Origin of the sequence: Salmonella sp. 2018103, from assembly GCF_026247685.1 — a bacterium.
Taxonomy (GTDB): domain Bacteria; phylum Pseudomonadota; class Gammaproteobacteria; order Enterobacterales; family Enterobacteriaceae; genus Salmonella; species Salmonella enterica.
The window spans coordinates 2425068-2440960 of the sequence record NZ_CP111029.1 but is presented as its reverse complement, the minus strand read 5'-3'; the positions used below and the strand labels follow the sequence as shown (position 1 = coordinate 2440960).

Genomic DNA, 15893 nt, shown 5'->3' with positions numbered 1-15893 from the left:
AGGAGGAGCTATGTCGTCAACCCTACGAGAAGCCAGTAAGGATACATTGCAGGCCAAAGATAAAACGTATCATTACTACAGTCTGCCGCTGGCTGCCAAATCCCTGGGCGATATCGCCCGTTTGCCCAAATCACTTAAAGTGTTACTGGAAAACCTGTTGCGCTGGCAGGACGGCGAATCTGTGACTGATGAAGATATTCAGGCGCTGGCCGGTTGGCTTAAAAATGCCCATGCCGATCGTGAAATTGCCTGGCGGCCCGCCCGTGTCCTGATGCAGGACTTTACCGGCGTGCCTGCCGTTGTCGACCTGGCGGCGATGCGTGAAGCCGTTAAACGCCTCGGCGGCGATACGTCGAAAGTGAACCCGTTATCGCCGGTTGATCTGGTTATTGACCACTCTGTGACGGTCGATCATTTCGGCGATGACGATGCGTTTGAAGAAAACGTGCGGCTGGAAATGGAACGTAACCATGAGCGTTATATGTTCCTGAAATGGGGAAAGCAGGCATTCAGTCGTTTCAGCGTGGTGCCACCCGGAACCGGCATTTGCCATCAGGTTAACCTGGAATACCTGGGTAAAGCCGTCTGGAGCGAATTACAGGACGGGGAGTGGATTGCTTACCCGGACTCGCTGGTGGGGACTGACTCCCATACGACCATGATTAATGGTCTGGGCGTATTGGGGTGGGGCGTGGGCGGTATTGAAGCGGAAGCGGCGATGCTTGGTCAGCCCGTGTCGATGCTTATCCCGGATGTCGTCGGCTTTAAGTTAACCGGTAAACTTCGGGAGGGGATCACTGCCACTGACCTGGTGCTAACCGTCACGCAAATGCTGCGTAAGCATGGCGTCGTGGGTAAATTTGTTGAATTTTATGGTGATGGTCTGGATTCGCTGCCGTTGGCGGATCGCGCGACCATCGCTAATATGTCGCCGGAATATGGCGCAACCTGTGGTTTCTTCCCTATTGACGCCATCACCCTGGAATATATGCGATTAAGCGGACGTAGCGACGATCTGGTCGAGCTGGTTGAAGCCTACGCGAAGGCGCAGGGAATGTGGCGCAATCCCGGAGACGAACCGGTATTTACCAGTACTCTGGAACTGGATATGGGCGATGTCGAGGCCAGTCTGGCCGGGCCGAAACGCCCGCAGGATCGCGTGGCGTTAGGCGATGTGCCGAAAGCCTTTGCCGCCAGCGCCGAGCTGGAGCTGAATACCGCGCAAAGAGATCGCCAGCCGGTTGACTATACGATGAACGGACAGCCATATCAGCTTCCTGATGGCGCTGTCGTCATTGCCGCCATCACCTCCTGTACGAATACCTCGAATCCCAGCGTGCTGATGGCTGCGGGATTACTGGCGAAAAAGGCAGTAACGCTGGGGTTGAAGCGTCAACCTTGGGTCAAGGCTTCTCTGGCGCCGGGGTCAAAAGTGGTATCTGACTATCTGGCGCAGGCCAAACTTACGCCTTATCTGGATGAACTCGGTTTTAACCTGGTCGGTTATGGCTGTACGACCTGTATCGGGAACTCCGGTCCGTTGCCGGAGCCTATTGAGACCGCGATTAAAAAAGGCGATCTGACGGTAGGGGCCGTGCTTTCCGGTAACCGAAATTTTGAAGGGCGTATCCATCCGCTGGTGAAAACGAACTGGCTGGCGTCGCCGCCGCTGGTGGTGGCGTATGCGCTGGCCGGAAACATGAATATTAACCTCGCGACAGACCCGCTGGGGTACGATCGTAAAGGCGATCCGGTATACCTGAAGGATATCTGGCCTTCAGCGCAGGAAATTGCCCGCGCCGTTGAACTGGTATCATCGGATATGTTCCGTAAAGAGTATGCGGAAGTATTTGAGGGCACGGACGAATGGAAATCGATTCAGGTTGAATCGTCCGATACCTACGGCTGGCAGTCGGATTCAACCTATATTCGCCTGTCGCCTTTCTTTGATGAAATGCAGGCCCAGCCTGCGCCCGTCAAAGATATCCACGGCGCGCGTATCCTGGCGATGCTGGGTGATTCGGTGACGACCGACCATATTTCCCCGGCCGGCAGTATCAAGCCGGACAGTCCCGCCGGACGCTATCTGCAAAATCACGGCGTTGAGCGGAAGGATTTTAACTCTTATGGATCACGGCGCGGTAACCATGAAGTGATGATGCGCGGTACGTTCGCCAATATTCGTATTCGCAACGAAATGCTGCCCGGCGTCGAAGGTGGGATGACGCGGCATTTGCCGGGTACGGAAGCGATGTCGATTTATGATGCCGCGATGCTCTACCAGCAGGAAAAAACGCCGCTGGCGGCGATTGCCGGGAAAGAGTATGGGTCGGGATCGAGCCGTGACTGGGCGGCAAAAGGTCCGCGGCTGTTAGGTATCCGCGTGGTGATCGCCGAGTCGTTCGAACGTATCCACCGCTCAAACCTGATTGGGATGGGGATCCTGCCGCTGGAGTTTCCACAGGGCGTAACGCGTAAAACGCTGGGACTGACCGGGGAAGAGGTGATTGATATCGCGGATCTGCAAAACCTGCGCCCTGGCGCGACCATTCCGGTGACGTTAACGAGATCGGACGGCAGCAAAGAAACGGTACCTTGTCGCTGTCGCATTGATACCGCCACCGAGCTGACTTACTACCAGAATGACGGCATATTGCACTATGTCATTAGAAATATGCTGAACTAAAGCCGTTTATCGGGCCTGCCGTAAACAGGCAGGCCCGCGCTTTAATACCGGTGGCTTACTTGTTTAGCAGGTGACCCATTTTGGCCGCTTTAGTATCGAGATAATGCTCATTATTTGGATTACGACCCACAATGAGCGGAACGCGTTCCACGATATTAATTCCCGCCTCGGTCAGTATTTCGACTTTCTTCGGATTATTGGTCAGCAGGCGAACTTCATCCACGCCCAGTAATTTGAACATATCCGCGCACAGGGTGAAATCACGCTCATCGGCGGCAAAGCCGAGCTGATGATTGGCCTCCACCGTGTCATAGCCTTGATCCTGTAATGCATAAGCGCGAATTTTATTAAGCAGGCCAATATTGCGGCCTTCCTGACGGTGGTATATCAGAATTCCGCGTCCTTCTTCCGCAATATGCGTCAGCGCGGCTTCCAGTTGAAAACCACAATCACAGCGCAGACTAAAAAGCGCGTCCCCGGTAAGACATTCGGAATGAACGCGAGCCAGTACCGGCGTTTTACCTGAAATATCGCCAAAAACCAGCGCGGCATGGTCGTGTCCGGTTGCCAGTTCTTCAAATCCCACCATCAGAAAGTCACCCAATGGGGTTGGCAGTTTGGCTTCTGCCACACGTTTAAGCTGCATGTATTTCTCCAGATTATGCTGACGCCTGCGGTGTCGTCGCCTGTTGGATTGTATCCCGCTATTTTGCCATAAGGCGGCGGTCATCACCTAATCACTACCACGTAATTGCTCAGGAATGGCACAAATTTGTCAATTTTCCAGTCCGGCGAGAATTTTCAGTTATGATTGTGATACTTACTTATAAAAGGAGCATCCATGCTTTCAATTGCGAAGCGCACCGCGGCAGGCGCCGCCCTGTTGCTTATCATGCCGCTTGCCGTATGGGTATCAGGCTGGCAGTGGCAGCCAGGACATCAGGTCTGGTGGCTAAAAACGCTATTCTGGATAACGGAAACCGTGACCAAACCCTGGGGCGTTATCACGCATGTGATTCTTTGTGGATGGTTCTTATGGTGCCTGCGATTTCGCCTGCGCGCCGCCATTATGCTGTTTGCGATTCTCGGTGGGGCGATTATCGTCGGGCAGGGCGTGAAGTCATGGGTAAAGGAGCGCGTACAGGAGCCGCGGCCATTTGTGGTCTGGCTTGAAAAAACGCACCATATTCCCGTCGATGAGTTCTACACTTTAAAGCGTACAGAACGCGGACATTTAGTGAAAGAGCAGTTGGCCGGGCAACAGAACATCCCCGTTTTCCTGCGTCAGCACTGGCAAAAAGAGACGGGCTTTGCGTTTCCCTCCGGACACACCATGTTTGCAGCGAGCTGGGCGCTTTTGGCCGTGGGTCTGTTATGGCCGCGCAGACGGACTTTCACCATCGCGTTTTTGTTAGTCTGGGCGACCGGCGTAATGGGCAGCCGTTTACTTCTGGGAATGCACTGGCCGCGAGATTTAGTGGTCGCCACGCTCATCTCCTGGCTATTAGTTACCCTGGCGACCTGGCTGGCGCAGCGAATTTGCGGGCCGCTTATGCCGCCTCGTGAAGAAGCGCAAGAAATTGCTGAACGCGAGCAGGAAAGCTGACAACGGTTGATTTTCTGACTATTGCCCTTAAATCATCTGATGGCGGGCGCATTTCCATTTCGCGCGAGGCGGGAAAATGGTAATTTAGAAGGCTGGATGCGGTAAGTTGGACACGATTTATTCGCGCAAACCACATAACGGGAAGTAATGTGAAATATTTACTCATTTTCTTACTGGTATTGGCGATTTTTGTTATTTCGGTGACGCTGGGCGCGCAGAATGATCAACAGGTGACGTTTAACTACCTGCTGGCGCAAGGGGAGTATCGTATCTCCACGTTGCTTGCTGTGCTGTTCGCCGTCGGTTTTGCGATTGGCTGGCTGATTTGCGGCCTGTTCTGGCTGCGGGTCCGCGTTTCCCTTGCCCGCGCTGAACGTAAAATTAAACGACTGGAAAACAAGCTCTCGCCAGCAACCGACGTTGCGGTCCCTGCCGATTCGTCGGTTGTAAAGGAATAATCATTTATGTTGGAGTTGTTATTTCTGTTGTTGCCTGTAGCCGCTGCCTATGGGTGGTATATGGGTCGCAGAAGTGCGCAACAAACAAAACAGGATGAAGCTAACCGCCTGTCGCGCGATTATGTCGCAGGGGTTAACTTCCTGCTGAGTAACCAACAAGATAAAGCGGTGGATCTGTTCCTCGATATGCTTAAAGAGGATACCGGCACCGTTGAGGCTCATCTCACTCTCGGTAATCTGTTTCGCTCTCGCGGCGAAGTCGATCGCGCCATTCGTATTCATCAAACGCTCATGGAAAGCGCTTCATTGACCTATGAACAGCGTTTACTGGCTGTTCAGCAACTGGGGCGCGACTATATGGCCGCCGGTTTATATGACCGCGCGGAAGATATGTTTAACCAACTTACCGACGAAACGGAATTTCGCGTAGGCGCGTTACAGCAGCTCTTGCAAATCTATCAGCTAACCAGCGACTGGCAAAAGGCGATCGAAGTAGCAGAACGGCTGGTGAAACTAGGCAAAGATAAACAACGTATTGAAATCGCCCATTTTTACTGTGAGTTAGCGTTACAGCAGATGGGCAACGACGACATGGATCGCGCGATGGCGTTGCTGAAAAAAGGTGCCGCCGCAGATAAAAATAGCGCCCGGGTGTCTATCATGATGGGTCGCGTTTATATGGCGAGAGGGGATTACGCCAAAGCGGTCGAAAGCCTGCAACGTGTGATCGTTCAGGATAAAGAGCTGGTCAGCGAAACGCTGGAGATGCTGCAAACCTGTTATCAACAGCTCGGTAAAAATGCCGAGTGGGCGGAGTTTTTACGTCGCGCCGTTGAGGAGAATACCGGTGCTGGCGCTGAGTTAATGCTTGCCGATATTCTGGAAGCGCGTGAAGGTAGTGACGCAGCTCAAGTCTATATCACACGTCAGCTACAGCGACATCCTACCATGCGGGTGTTCCATAAGCTGATGGATTACCATCTCAACGAGGCGGAAGAAGGGCGAGCGAAAGAAAGCCTGATGGTACTGCGTGATATGGTTGGCGAGCAGGTGCGCAGTAAACCGCGGTATCGTTGTCAGAAATGCGGTTTTACCGCCTATACCTTGTACTGGCACTGTCCGTCCTGCCGGGCATGGTCGACCATTAAACCTATTCGCGGACTTGATGGGCAGTAGTATATAAAAAAGCTTCACTTTAGTTACAACATACTTAATGATGTAAAACTAAAAACAACGCTGGCATCGGCGACCAGGGCTTATCAGGTTGTCAATCGAACCTGTTAATTTCCCTGCGCCGCAGGTAGAATGCACGCCGTTTATCCAATTTGCGCCACTTCCGGTGCCCATCATCAAGAAGGTCTGGTCATGACGTTTACTGCTTCATCTTCTTCCTGCGCTATTACTGAATCGCCTGTCGTTGTGGCGTTGGATTACCATGAACGCGATAAAGCCCTGGCGTTTGTCGATAAAATCGATCCTCGCGATTGTCGCTTAAAAGTAGGCAAAGAGATGTTCACGCTGTTTGGTCCACAGCTCGTTCGGGATCTCCAGCAGCGTGGGTTTGATGTCTTTCTTGATCTAAAATTTCATGATATTCCCAACACCACGGCCCGGGCAGTCGCCGCAGCGGCAGACCTGGGCGTCTGGATGGTAAACGTTCACGCGTCTGGCGGGGCGAGAATGATGGCCGCAGCGCGCGACGCGCTGGCGCCATTCGGTAAAGATGCGCCGTTGCTCATTGCCGTGACCGTGTTGACCAGTATGGAAACCTGCGATCTGCGCGATCTGGGCGTGACGTTGTCACCGGCGGAACATGCGGAGCGGCTGGCGCGCCTGACGCAGCAATGCGGGCTGGATGGCGTGGTCTGTTCCGCTCAGGAAGCGGTCAGATTTAAACAGGCCTTTGGCGCTGCATTTAAGCTGGTGACGCCGGGCATTCGGCCCGCAGGCAGCGAGGCAGGCGATCAGCGACGCATTATGACGCCCGAACAGGCATTATCCGCCGGCGTCGACTATATGGTGATTGGCCGCCCGGTTACGCAATCGGTAGATCCGGCGCAAACGCTGAAGGATATTAACGCGTCACTGAAACGGGAGGCATAATGAGCGATTCCAATAGTCGTCTGGTTTATTCAACACAGACGGGGCGCATTGAAGAACCTAAAACGGCGCCGGTTCGTCCCAAAGGGGATGGTATCGTTCGCATTCAGCGTCAAACCAGTGGCCGTAAGGGTAAAGGCGTATGTTTGATTACCGGTATCGAGATGAATGATGCGGAATTAACCAAACTGGCGGCTGAACTGAAGAAAAAATGCGGCTGTGGCGGGGCAGTAAAAGAAGGGATTATTGAAATTCAGGGTGATAAACGCGACTTGATAAAATCATTGCTGGAAGCTAAAGGAATGAAAGTAAAATTAGCTGGCGGCTAATGAAAACGCCACGGTTGTAAATTACCGTGGCGTAAAAGTCAACTTTGTCTATTTTTGTAATCCAGACCTGAAAAGAATAAACGTATTATTTTGAGCCGTTCAATATTTAAACGTCTGGATTATTTTCCAACCTGGTGACCAATCACGCCGCCGACCGCCGCGCCGCCCAGGGTGCCTAATGTACTGCCGTCCGTTAACACTGCGCCGCCTAACGCCCCCGCACCTGCGCCAATAGCCGTGTTGCGATCGCGCTTGGACCAGTTTGAGCAGGCGCTCAGAGACATTGCTACGGTGATTGCCAGCACAGCAGCGGCCATTTTTTTGCTCGTCATAAACATAATACTCTCTCCTGAATTAACGATTCACGGAATTAAGCTCACTATAACTATAGTTAAAATAAAACCTGTTAAGAGATTTTCCGCAAAACCTGATTGCGCAGGGGTATATCACGCAGGTGATAGTCACTTCCTGTTATTTCGCTAATATTAATTTTACGACGTTACGCTCGTTACAACAGGTAAATAGTCTTAATTGGGATGTCAGAAAAGTCTTAGAGAGAGGATGATTTGCCATAGGGCAAACCATCGGGAAATATTTTAAACGGATGAGCCAATAACATTGACTAGCAGCCCTGCATGTTCTAACTGCATTTGATCGCTGGCGGAAATTCTGGAATCCGTAATGACACGATGGAAGCGAGAGAGCGGGCCCAGGGGATAGGGATGCACACAGCCAAATTTGGAGCTGTCGGTGAGGACAATCGCTTCTGAGCCTTTTTCCAGAACAGCGTTAACCACATCCGATCGCATCATATCGCGTCCGGTAAAGCCGGTATCAGCCTGCCAGCCATCAATACCGATAAATGCTTTGCTGAAATGCACTTGATGGATAAACTGTCGCGTCAACGGCCCTACCATGCTTTCACTTTTTTTCTGATAGATTCCACCGAGGAGAATGACTTCGCAAGGAGTTTCTTTGAGCAGGTGCGCGATATAACTGCTCACGGTGATGATCGTGACATCTTTTTGTTCCGCCAACGTCCGGGCCAATAGCGCATTGCTGCTGCCATTTTCAATAAAAACGGATTCCCCTGGACTGACCAGCGAGGCGGCGAACTCCGCCAGTCGGCGTTTTAGCGTGTAGTTCGTCATCATGCGAGTCTCTACGTCATCGCTCTCAAGCGAAACGGCGAAACCGTGCGCACGGCGTAAATAGCTCTGCTTTTCCAGGGTATTCAGATCCTGACGAATCGTGACTTCAGATACGCCGGTAATTTTCGCCAGTTCAGCAACGCTCATCTGGCCTTTATCAACCACCATTTGCAAAATTGATTGTTGTCGGGAGTTCATAGTATTAATTTTATACGTTAAGAGGAGTCAACAGACAGTCAGAGAGCCGGGAAGGGCTAACGGCCATCCCGGACAAATTATCGCTATCAGATTTCCCAGGGCGATCCGGGCGCCTGGGATGGCGAGATACCGTCTTTAACCTGATCTAACAGCTCTGCTCTCAATATTTCAAGGTTATTGATGGCCGAGTGGTAATCGCCAGCAACAAGGATATCCAGCACGGTATCAATGCGTGCGGCAATTCGTTGTGCTTCGATATCAGACATGTTTGTCATCCTTAATGTCAGAAAAGGTTTCAATTCATGATGCAGAAATTAATCTGAAAAGAGAAGAGAAAAATAGGGTTACGCCTGTCTGCACAGGCTGTTCTCCCTATTATCGCCGCCATTAACGCATTTTTTTCGTCTGATAACGTTTGTACCAGCGTTCAAAAGAAACGGCGGGCATAGGTTTGGCGAATAAAAAGCCCTGTCGTTCATTGACGCCGTTTTTTGTCAGGAAGGCATCTTCTTTAGCATTTTCTACACCTTCGGCAATCACTTGTAAATTTAGCGCCTGAGCCACCGCGACAATCGCCCTAACCAGAGATTGCGACAGCGGTTGTTTATGGATATCTCTGACGAAAGCCTGATCCAGTTTAACGGCATCAATAGGGAACCGGGCGAGTTGAGAAAGCGAAGAATACCCGGTGCCAAAATCATCCAGATGAATCTGGGCGCCGAGCTGACTAAATTGCTGGATAACCGATAGCGCCAGCGTGTCGTTTTCAATCAGGCAGCTTTCCGTTAGCTCGACATCGATCGGGCAATACTCAAAATTCAGATCGTACAAAGCCTGTTTAAGCGCAGTAAAAAGCGTCTGGTCGGCCAGTTGTCGCGCCGAAAAGTTAACGGCTACGCGCAAGTTAATCCCTTTATCGCGCCATTTCGCAATCTGGCGAACCACATCCAGAATCACCCAGCGGCCCAGCGGGACGATGAGTCCTGACTCTTCGGCGTATGAGATGAACTCCAGCGGCGGAATTAATCCGCGTTCCGGCGATTGCCAGCGTACCAGCGCTTCCAGGCTACGTACTTCGCCGCGCCAGGTAATTTTGGGCTGATAGTGAATAAGTAACTGGTCGTTTTCCAGCGCTTTTCGCAGGTTTGTATCCAGCCAGTGATAGTCAAATACGCGCTGATTCATTTCCGGCGAAAAAACGCAGAACTGACCGCGGCCGCCTTCTTTGGCGTTATACATTGCGGTGTCGGCAGTGCGAATGAGACTTTCGCTGTCCTGTCCGTGCCGGGGGGCCAACGAAATGCCAATGGCGCATCCCGTGTAAACTTCAATGAGTCCAATACGAAACGGTTGCCGCAGACGGGTAAGAATTCGTGAGGCTACTGCTTCCAGCGCGGCCTGAGACGTATGGGCAGCGAGAACAATGAATTCATCTCCCCCCAGTCTGGCCAGCAATTGATCTTCCTCCAGACAACTCAACAGCGCCAGCGAAACGGCCTGTAAGAGCTGATCGCCAAACATATGCCCATAGGCGTCATTAATTTTCTTGAAATTATCCAGATCGAGATAAACGATACCCACTTGCGACTCGCCAGCCGAGGCAATAGCATGATTAATAAATTCATGAATAGCATTGCGATTGGGCAGGCCGGTGACGGTGTCTGTATTCGCCAGTATGCGTAAACGCTCCTGAGCCCGCCTTTCTTCGGTGATATCCGTGCCTGCGCAGATCAGGAAAATTTCGTTTTTTCCGCTACCGTTATGGACGAATTTATTACGAAATAAGAACAGGCGTTGGCCTTTACGGGTCTTTATCCAGCGTTCGATTTCATAGGCATTGCCATTGCGAAAAAAATTCTCAATGTAGTGCCGGGAGGCAACCGCCTCCCGGCGACTCATAAATAATTTAAAGACGCTTTGACCAATTACATCTCGCTCTTTTAAGCCCGTGTACTCTTCGCATGACCGATTAAATCGACAGATTTTTCCCCGACTATCCAGTATCGCAATGACTGAGTTGGCTTCTGATACGATTTGCTCGGCAAAAGAGAGTTCCTGCGCCTGCGTTGGTGTGACGGCAGGCGTATCAGGCCAGGTTGCCAGGCTGCCAGCCCATTCACGGTTATTAATCTTACGGCCTACCAGGTGTACTGCGGTAACCTGTTTTTCTATCAACAACGTTATCAGCAGACTGGACGTAATCGCCGTTATTTCCCGGATACGCCCGGCTTGCTCCGGCGATAGCTCGACCGTTTTTTCTGCATCCGTTTCACCTGTCGGGGATAGATACAGCACATTGCGGTCATCAGCCAGACGCCAGTGAGAGTGAAGGGGACTTAGCGCCGTTTGTTCCTGAATCTGTTTCATCATGCATACCATCCCATTTAAGCGCCAGGTGCCCGAAAAGAAAGGTTAGCCATGTTATAAATAAGGGTAATTATGGCTGAACGTATTGTTTTATCTATGTATTCATATGTAATCCAGATTCTGGAAAAAGCATAGTCGCCAGCTAAAAATAACAAGAAATGGGGCGCTTGAATAAGATTAAACGCAGAGCATGACGGAAGGGAGAAGAAGAAAAGAAACGGCCTTTGCCTTCTCAGCAAAGGCCGTTGAGCGAGCTAAGCGTGGTTACGCTGCCGGTCGGGCAATAATGCTGCGGGTTTCCATGCGAACTTCCGCAATAGTGACATCAATGACATCCGTCACTTTATAAACCGTCTCACCTTTAATCTGTACCGTACCGTTTTCCTGGCTGCATACCAGTTCATCGCGAACGGCGTGCAGGAACGGGGCAGGGATAAAGGCGATAGCGCCGTTATCGACCAGTCGCACACGCATACCACCGCGGCTGACGTCAATAATTTCTGCCGCGAAACGGGTATTTGTCCCCGCCTTATCGTTAAGGAAGCGTGCATATAACCAGTCGCCGACATCGCGCTCCGCCATACGGTTCAGGCGACGGCGTTCCGCCATTTGCTGGGTGATATCTTCCTGCGGACGCGCAATAGCTTCCCCCTTGATGACCGCTTTCAGCAGGCGATGGTTAATCATATCGCCATACTTACGGATGGGAGAAGTCCAGGTGGCGTAAGCCTCAAGACCAAGACCGAAATGCGGCCCCGGCTCGGTGCTGATTTCCGCAAAAGACTGGAAGCGACGAATGCGGCTGTCAAGGAAACCGGAGGGCTGCGCATCCAGTTCGCGACGCAGTTTACAGAAGCCTTCCAGCGTCAGCACCTCTTCGGCATCGACATGCAGACCATGCGTTTTCAGCAGTGCGGTCAGCGCGTCGGCATTCGCGGGATCGAAGCCCGTATGTACGTTGTAAATACCGAAACCGAGCTTATCGCGCAGTACGCGCGCGGCGCAAAGGTTAGCGGCGATCATCGACTCTTCTACGATACGGTTAGCGATACGGCGCGGTTCCGCCACAATATCCAATACTTCGCCTTTTTCGCCAAGCACAAAGCGGTAATCCGGGCGGTCTTTAAAGACTAACGCATGATGATGACGCCACTCACTGCGGCTTAGACAAATACGGTGCAACAGACGAATCTGCTGGGCAATGCCTTCGTTATCCGGCTGCCAAGTGCCGTTATTTTCCAGCCAGTCGGAGACATTGTCGTACGCCAGCTTGGCCTTCGATTCGATCGTGGCCGCAAAAAAGGCGATATCATCGTCAATGGTGCCGTCTGCGGCGATTATCATGCGACAGGCGAGCGCCGGACGCACTTCGTTGGCGCGCAGCGAGCACAGATCGTCAGACAGCTCACGCGGCAGCATAGGAATATTGAAGCCCGGCAGGTAGTTGGTGAAGGCGCGAATTTTCGCGGCGTTATCCAGCTTACTGCCTTCGGCAATCCAGGCGGTAGGATCGGCGATAGCCACCGTAAGCTGGAGTCTGCCGTCTGCTAATTCCTCAGCATAAAGCGCGTCATCCATATCTTCAGTGCTGGCGCTATCGATAGTGACGAAATTCAGCGCGGTAAGATCCTGGCGCTCCAGCCCTTCGTCCAGCATCTCCGTCGCTACGCCGTTCGGTGCTTCTTTTTCCAGGTTGTGGCGGGCAAGCGTAACCCACCAGGGAACAAAGTGATCGTCGGCAAAGGTGATGTACTGCGTTAAATCGGCGTAAAACGAACGGTCGCCTTTAAGCGGATGGCGGCGCATTTCGGCAACCGCCCAGTCACCTTCTTTGAACTCATGCTGAACGCCGCGCGCGGCGCGGCAGGGAATCGCGTCTTTCAGCAACGGATGATCCGGCACGATGGACAGGCGGTCATTTTTACCCTGAACTTTTCCCACAAAGCGCGTCAGGAACGGTTCGATCAGTTCTTCCGGCTCGGCAGACTCCCGTTCTTTTTCCGTGTGGATGACCGCGACGATACGATCGCCATGCATCACTTTTTTCATCTGCGGCGGAGGAATGAAATAGCTTTTTTGCGCGTCAACCTCAAGGAAGCCAAAGCCTTTTTCCGTGGCTTTTACGACCCCTTCAGCGCGCGGCGTCTGGGAATGCAGTTGCTGTTTAAGCTGCGCTAGCAGCGGGTTGTCCTGAAACATATTCGTCTATTTTCGTAGCCAAAAGAGCGGCTGACAGTTTTACGCGATTCTGCCTGGCGCAGCAAGCGCTCTTTCTGTAATGGATGAGTTAATAGGTTTCGCCCAACGCGATTTTTAAACGATTTAACCATCCGCACACGCCGCACCAGCCTAACATGTTAATGGCCTGCTCCGATGAAACACCCCTGGTGAGTAGCGGGAAAAAATGCGCGGCGCTAAAGCGATCGGGCGCTCTGGTGAGCCATTGTATCGCCTGTGTCAGCGCAGGCTCAAGTTCCCAACGAGCGATGTCGTCGTCTTCCTGGCGTAACGTGATGACAGCGCGACGCCACGCGCCAGGTTGGGTTGCCTGTTCGTTAAAGCAGGCGGCGCTGCCGTTGATACGTGATGTGAGGAGCGTGATAAGTGGAAGTAAAGAGGGGGGCGACGCAGTGTGTAATGTGCTGGTCAGTATGCGTTCGAGTAACGCGAATGAAGACGGATCGCAGATGAGTACCGGTGCCATCATTTGGCATTGTGAAGACGAATATTGCCGCTGAACTTTGGTATGGGCGGGAGGATATTCTACCAGACTGGCGGCGGGCTGCCATGTCGTCTGGGGGTTTTGAAACCGCGCGGCCCTGGCAAAGCGCTGCATCTCCTGGCCGGGCAGTTCGCGCACGGGCAGACGACAAAACGCCTGAAATATCGCCGCTACCCGCGCCTGAAAACCGATAAACCCAATGATCTGATTGATGAGTACGGTATCCCGGGTGGTTAATCCCACCTCTGCAAGTTGTTCGCGGGCCCGCGTATTGATAACGGAGGGGGAGCCGGCAAGCTGACGAGCGTATTGCGTAATTTGCGCCAGCCGTTGATTGCTCTCTCTTGAGGCATCAGGGCCGGGTAGCGGCGCCAGACGCGCGGCATAATAGCGGCACAAACGCTGAACCCCAAATACCTGAGCGGCGGTCAGCGCGGTGCTCATACGTTCATAGGCGCTAAACGTATGAAGCCGGTCGTTGAGAACCGTGCGGGGAAATAAGACATCCGCCAACTGGCGAGCTGGCTTTAACCATGATTCAAAAGGCGTCAACGCGGTTTTTGCTACCGCTAAATCCAGTAAAAATCGATCGTTAACATACGCGGCTTCCGGCATCAGCGAAAGCGGGGTTTGTGACAACATAGTGGATTGTGTTTCATGATACCAGTGGCTTTTACCCGCTTTTCGGCATTGTTCCATAGGGTTTCCCGAGGATGAAATGGCGATCGATAATGATTCGGCGTCGGATCGTTTATGCTGGATTATCCTGGCGTATGCGGGAAAGGGATGAAAGATTGTTAGGTGATAACAAATATCAGAACGCTATATAACGAGATGAGTGGTGAGTGAGGGGAATGGGGCAGCACAGCCGTGCTGCCCGCTAATAAACTTAATGCGCTTATTTGAGTTCCAGTTCATTCATTGCCGCAATGCTGAACCCGCCGTCAACATGGACGACTTCGCCAGAAATGCCTGCCGAGAGATCGGAGCACAGAAACGCCGCTGAGTTACCCACATCTTCAATGGTCACGGTGCGACGAATTGGCGTAACGGCTTCACAATGCGCCAGCATTTTACGGAAGTCTTTAATACCGGACGCCGCCAGCGTGCGGATTGGACCCGCAGAGATGGCGTTGACGCGAACCCCTTCCGGTCCCATAGCGTTTGCCATATAACGCACGTTGGCTTCCAGAGAGGCTTTCGCCAGACCCATGACATTGTAGTTCGGGATGGCGCGCTCCGCTCCCAGATAAGACAAGGTCAACAGCGCAGAACCCGGATTCAGCATGGTGCGGCAGGCTTTCGCCATGGCAACAAAGCTGTAAGAGCTAATATCGTGAGCGATTTTAAAGCCTTCGCGGGTAACCGCATTAACATAATCGCCGTCCAGCTGATCGCCAGGCGCGAAACCGATCGAGTGTACAAAACCGTCAAATTTCGGCCAAACGTTACCCAGCTCTGCAAACATAGCGTCAATGCTGGCATCTTCAGCGACATCACACGGTAAAACGATGCTGGAACCCAGCTGGGCAGCAAATTCTTCTACGCGGCCTTTCAGTTTGTCGTTCTGGTAGGTGAACGCCAGTTCAGCTCCTTCGCGGTGCATCGCCTGTGCGATACCGTAGGCGATGGACAGTTTACTGGCCACGCCAGTGACCAGAATGCGCTTACCGGAAAGAAAACCCATAGCTTTAATCCTTATAGTCATTGCTTATTTTTTGCTTTTACGAACAATGGTTAACAGCAACTTTTCAACATTATTCGAAATTAGTCTGAAATTATATCCCACTCCTGGCCCCGTGTGTCACGCTATTTTTCCGCTGCTATCTCCAGCTGGTGACGTTCTAAAACCACACGGTAACGAAGTCCCTGAGGATTTTGAGCACTCCCCAGGGCCAAACTGGCAAATCATAGAGTCTAATGGGACAGGCCCTACGCTGCAGTATACCAGCTGGTGTAAGGTTCGCCTCATCCAACCAGAGACACCGGGACGGATAGCAAGTACGCATAGCGATGCACCTTCCACCAGACAAATAAAGGTTCTGTAGGAAGCCTGAATATTCATCCGAATGGTTTACCTCACCTATTAGCGATGTTATGGACATGTAATTTTAACCATCAAATGCTTAACAAAAATAATTTCTTTTTTAGGTGCTGAAGGTTTTCTCTATTTATTGATGCAGAGTAATACTTAATATGAAAAATTTTGGAAATCAGGTGATTACAGTAGTTACAAATCGGGTTTTTATATGTTTGCATGTGTATTATAATAAATT

At 51.9% G+C, this 15893-nt stretch carries 14 protein-coding genes and 2 pseudogenes; 6 read left to right on the top strand and 10 right to left on the bottom strand.

Features of this window, described 5'->3' with window-relative positions; translation table 11 throughout:
- Positions 1 to 10: 10 nt before the first annotated feature.
- Positions 11 to 2686, top strand: coding sequence for an aconitate hydratase AcnA (gene acnA, locus OLG56_RS11835; RefSeq protein WP_061377397.1), 2676 nt, complete (start codon positions 11 to 13; stop codon positions 2684 to 2686).
- 55 nt (positions 2687 to 2741) lie between these two features.
- Here acnA and ribA read toward each other — a convergent pair whose 3' ends face one another.
- Entirely contained in the window at positions 2742 to 3332 is a 591-nt protein-coding gene (gene ribA, locus OLG56_RS11830; RefSeq protein ID WP_001176283.1) for a GTP cyclohydrolase II, read from the bottom strand.
- 195 nt (positions 3333 to 3527) lie between these two features.
- Here ribA and pgpB point away from each other — a divergent pair, with 195 nt between their 5' ends.
- The 5 genes from pgpB to yciH all read left to right on the top strand — a co-directional run bounded on the left by pgpB (position 3528) and on the right by yciH (position 7179).
- Entirely contained in the window at positions 3528 to 4292 is a 765-nt protein-coding gene (gene pgpB, locus OLG56_RS11825; RefSeq protein WP_000948636.1) for a phosphatidylglycerophosphatase B, read from the top strand.
- A gap of 149 nt (positions 4293 to 4441) precedes the next feature.
- Complete coding sequence (locus OLG56_RS11820; protein ID WP_000876301.1) at positions 4442 to 4750, top strand: LapA family protein; 309 nt, start codon at positions 4442 to 4444, stop codon at positions 4748 to 4750.
- 6 nt (positions 4751 to 4756) lie between these two features.
- Positions 4757 to 5926 carry a lipopolysaccharide assembly protein LapB gene (lapB, locus tag OLG56_RS11815; RefSeq protein ID WP_000891378.1) on the top strand — a complete coding sequence of 390 codons (1170 nt, stop codon included), beginning with the start codon at positions 4757 to 4759 and terminating at the stop codon, positions 5924 to 5926.
- Between the two features lie 189 nt (positions 5927 to 6115).
- Positions 6116 to 6853: an orotidine-5'-phosphate decarboxylase gene (pyrF, locus tag OLG56_RS11810; protein ID WP_001551811.1), complete on the top strand. Its 738-nt coding sequence runs from the start codon at positions 6116 to 6118 to the stop codon at positions 6851 to 6853.
- A complete protein-coding gene (gene yciH / locus OLG56_RS11805; RefSeq protein ID WP_001285199.1) occupies positions 6853 to 7179 on the top strand; it encodes a stress response translation initiation inhibitor YciH in 327 nt (108 codons plus the stop codon). Before pyrF ends, yciH begins: the two co-directional genes overlap by 1 nt.
- A gap of 119 nt (positions 7180 to 7298) precedes the next feature.
- Here yciH and osmB read toward each other — a convergent pair whose 3' ends face one another.
- The 9 genes and pseudogenes from osmB to OLG56_RS11760 form a co-directional block, all read right to left on the bottom strand.
- Positions 7299 to 7517 carry an osmotically-inducible lipoprotein OsmB gene (gene osmB, locus OLG56_RS11800; protein WP_000481166.1) on the bottom strand — a complete coding sequence of 73 codons (219 nt, stop codon included), beginning with the start codon at positions 7515 to 7517 and terminating at the stop codon, positions 7299 to 7301.
- A gap of 258 nt (positions 7518 to 7775) precedes the next feature.
- Positions 7776 to 8528, bottom strand: coding sequence for a DNA-binding transcriptional regulator YciT (yciT, locus tag OLG56_RS11795; RefSeq protein WP_001088594.1), 753 nt, complete (start codon positions 8526 to 8528; stop codon positions 7776 to 7778).
- An 86-nt stretch (positions 8529 to 8614) separates the two neighbouring features.
- Complete coding sequence (locus tag OLG56_RS11790; RefSeq protein ID WP_001279854.1) at positions 8615 to 8794, bottom strand: YciZ family protein; 180 nt, start codon at positions 8792 to 8794, stop codon at positions 8615 to 8617.
- A 121-nt stretch (positions 8795 to 8915) separates the two neighbouring features.
- On the bottom strand, positions 8916 to 10898 hold the full coding sequence (gene pdeR / locus OLG56_RS11785) for a cyclic di-GMP phosphodiesterase (protein ID WP_000977604.1): 1983 nt from the start codon (positions 10896 to 10898) through the stop codon (positions 8916 to 8918).
- Positions 10899 to 11159: 261 nt separating this feature from the next.
- The gene (locus tag OLG56_RS11780; protein ID WP_000485043.1) at positions 11160 to 13094 is read right to left on the bottom strand and encodes an exoribonuclease II; all 1935 of its coding nucleotides are present in this window, start codon (positions 13092 to 13094) and stop codon (positions 11160 to 11162) included.
- 244 nt (positions 13095 to 13338) lie between these two features.
- Positions 13339 to 14316, bottom strand: a pseudogene (locus OLG56_RS11775) (carboxymuconolactone decarboxylase family protein); the annotation flags it as partial.
- Between the two features lie 199 nt (positions 14317 to 14515).
- Positions 14516 to 15304, bottom strand: a complete 789-nt coding sequence (gene fabI / locus OLG56_RS11770) for an enoyl-ACP reductase FabI (protein WP_000506501.1) — start codon at positions 15302 to 15304, stop codon at positions 14516 to 14518.
- Between the two features lie 117 nt (positions 15305 to 15421).
- Positions 15422 to 15722 (bottom strand): annotated as a pseudogene (locus OLG56_RS11765) (hypothetical protein).
- Positions 15723 to 15735: 13 nt separating this feature from the next.
- The gene (locus OLG56_RS11760; protein ID WP_043942882.1) at positions 15736 to 15876 is read right to left on the bottom strand and encodes a hypothetical protein; all 141 of its coding nucleotides are present in this window, start codon (positions 15874 to 15876) and stop codon (positions 15736 to 15738) included.
- Between the last annotated feature and the right edge of the window lie 17 nt (positions 15877 to 15893).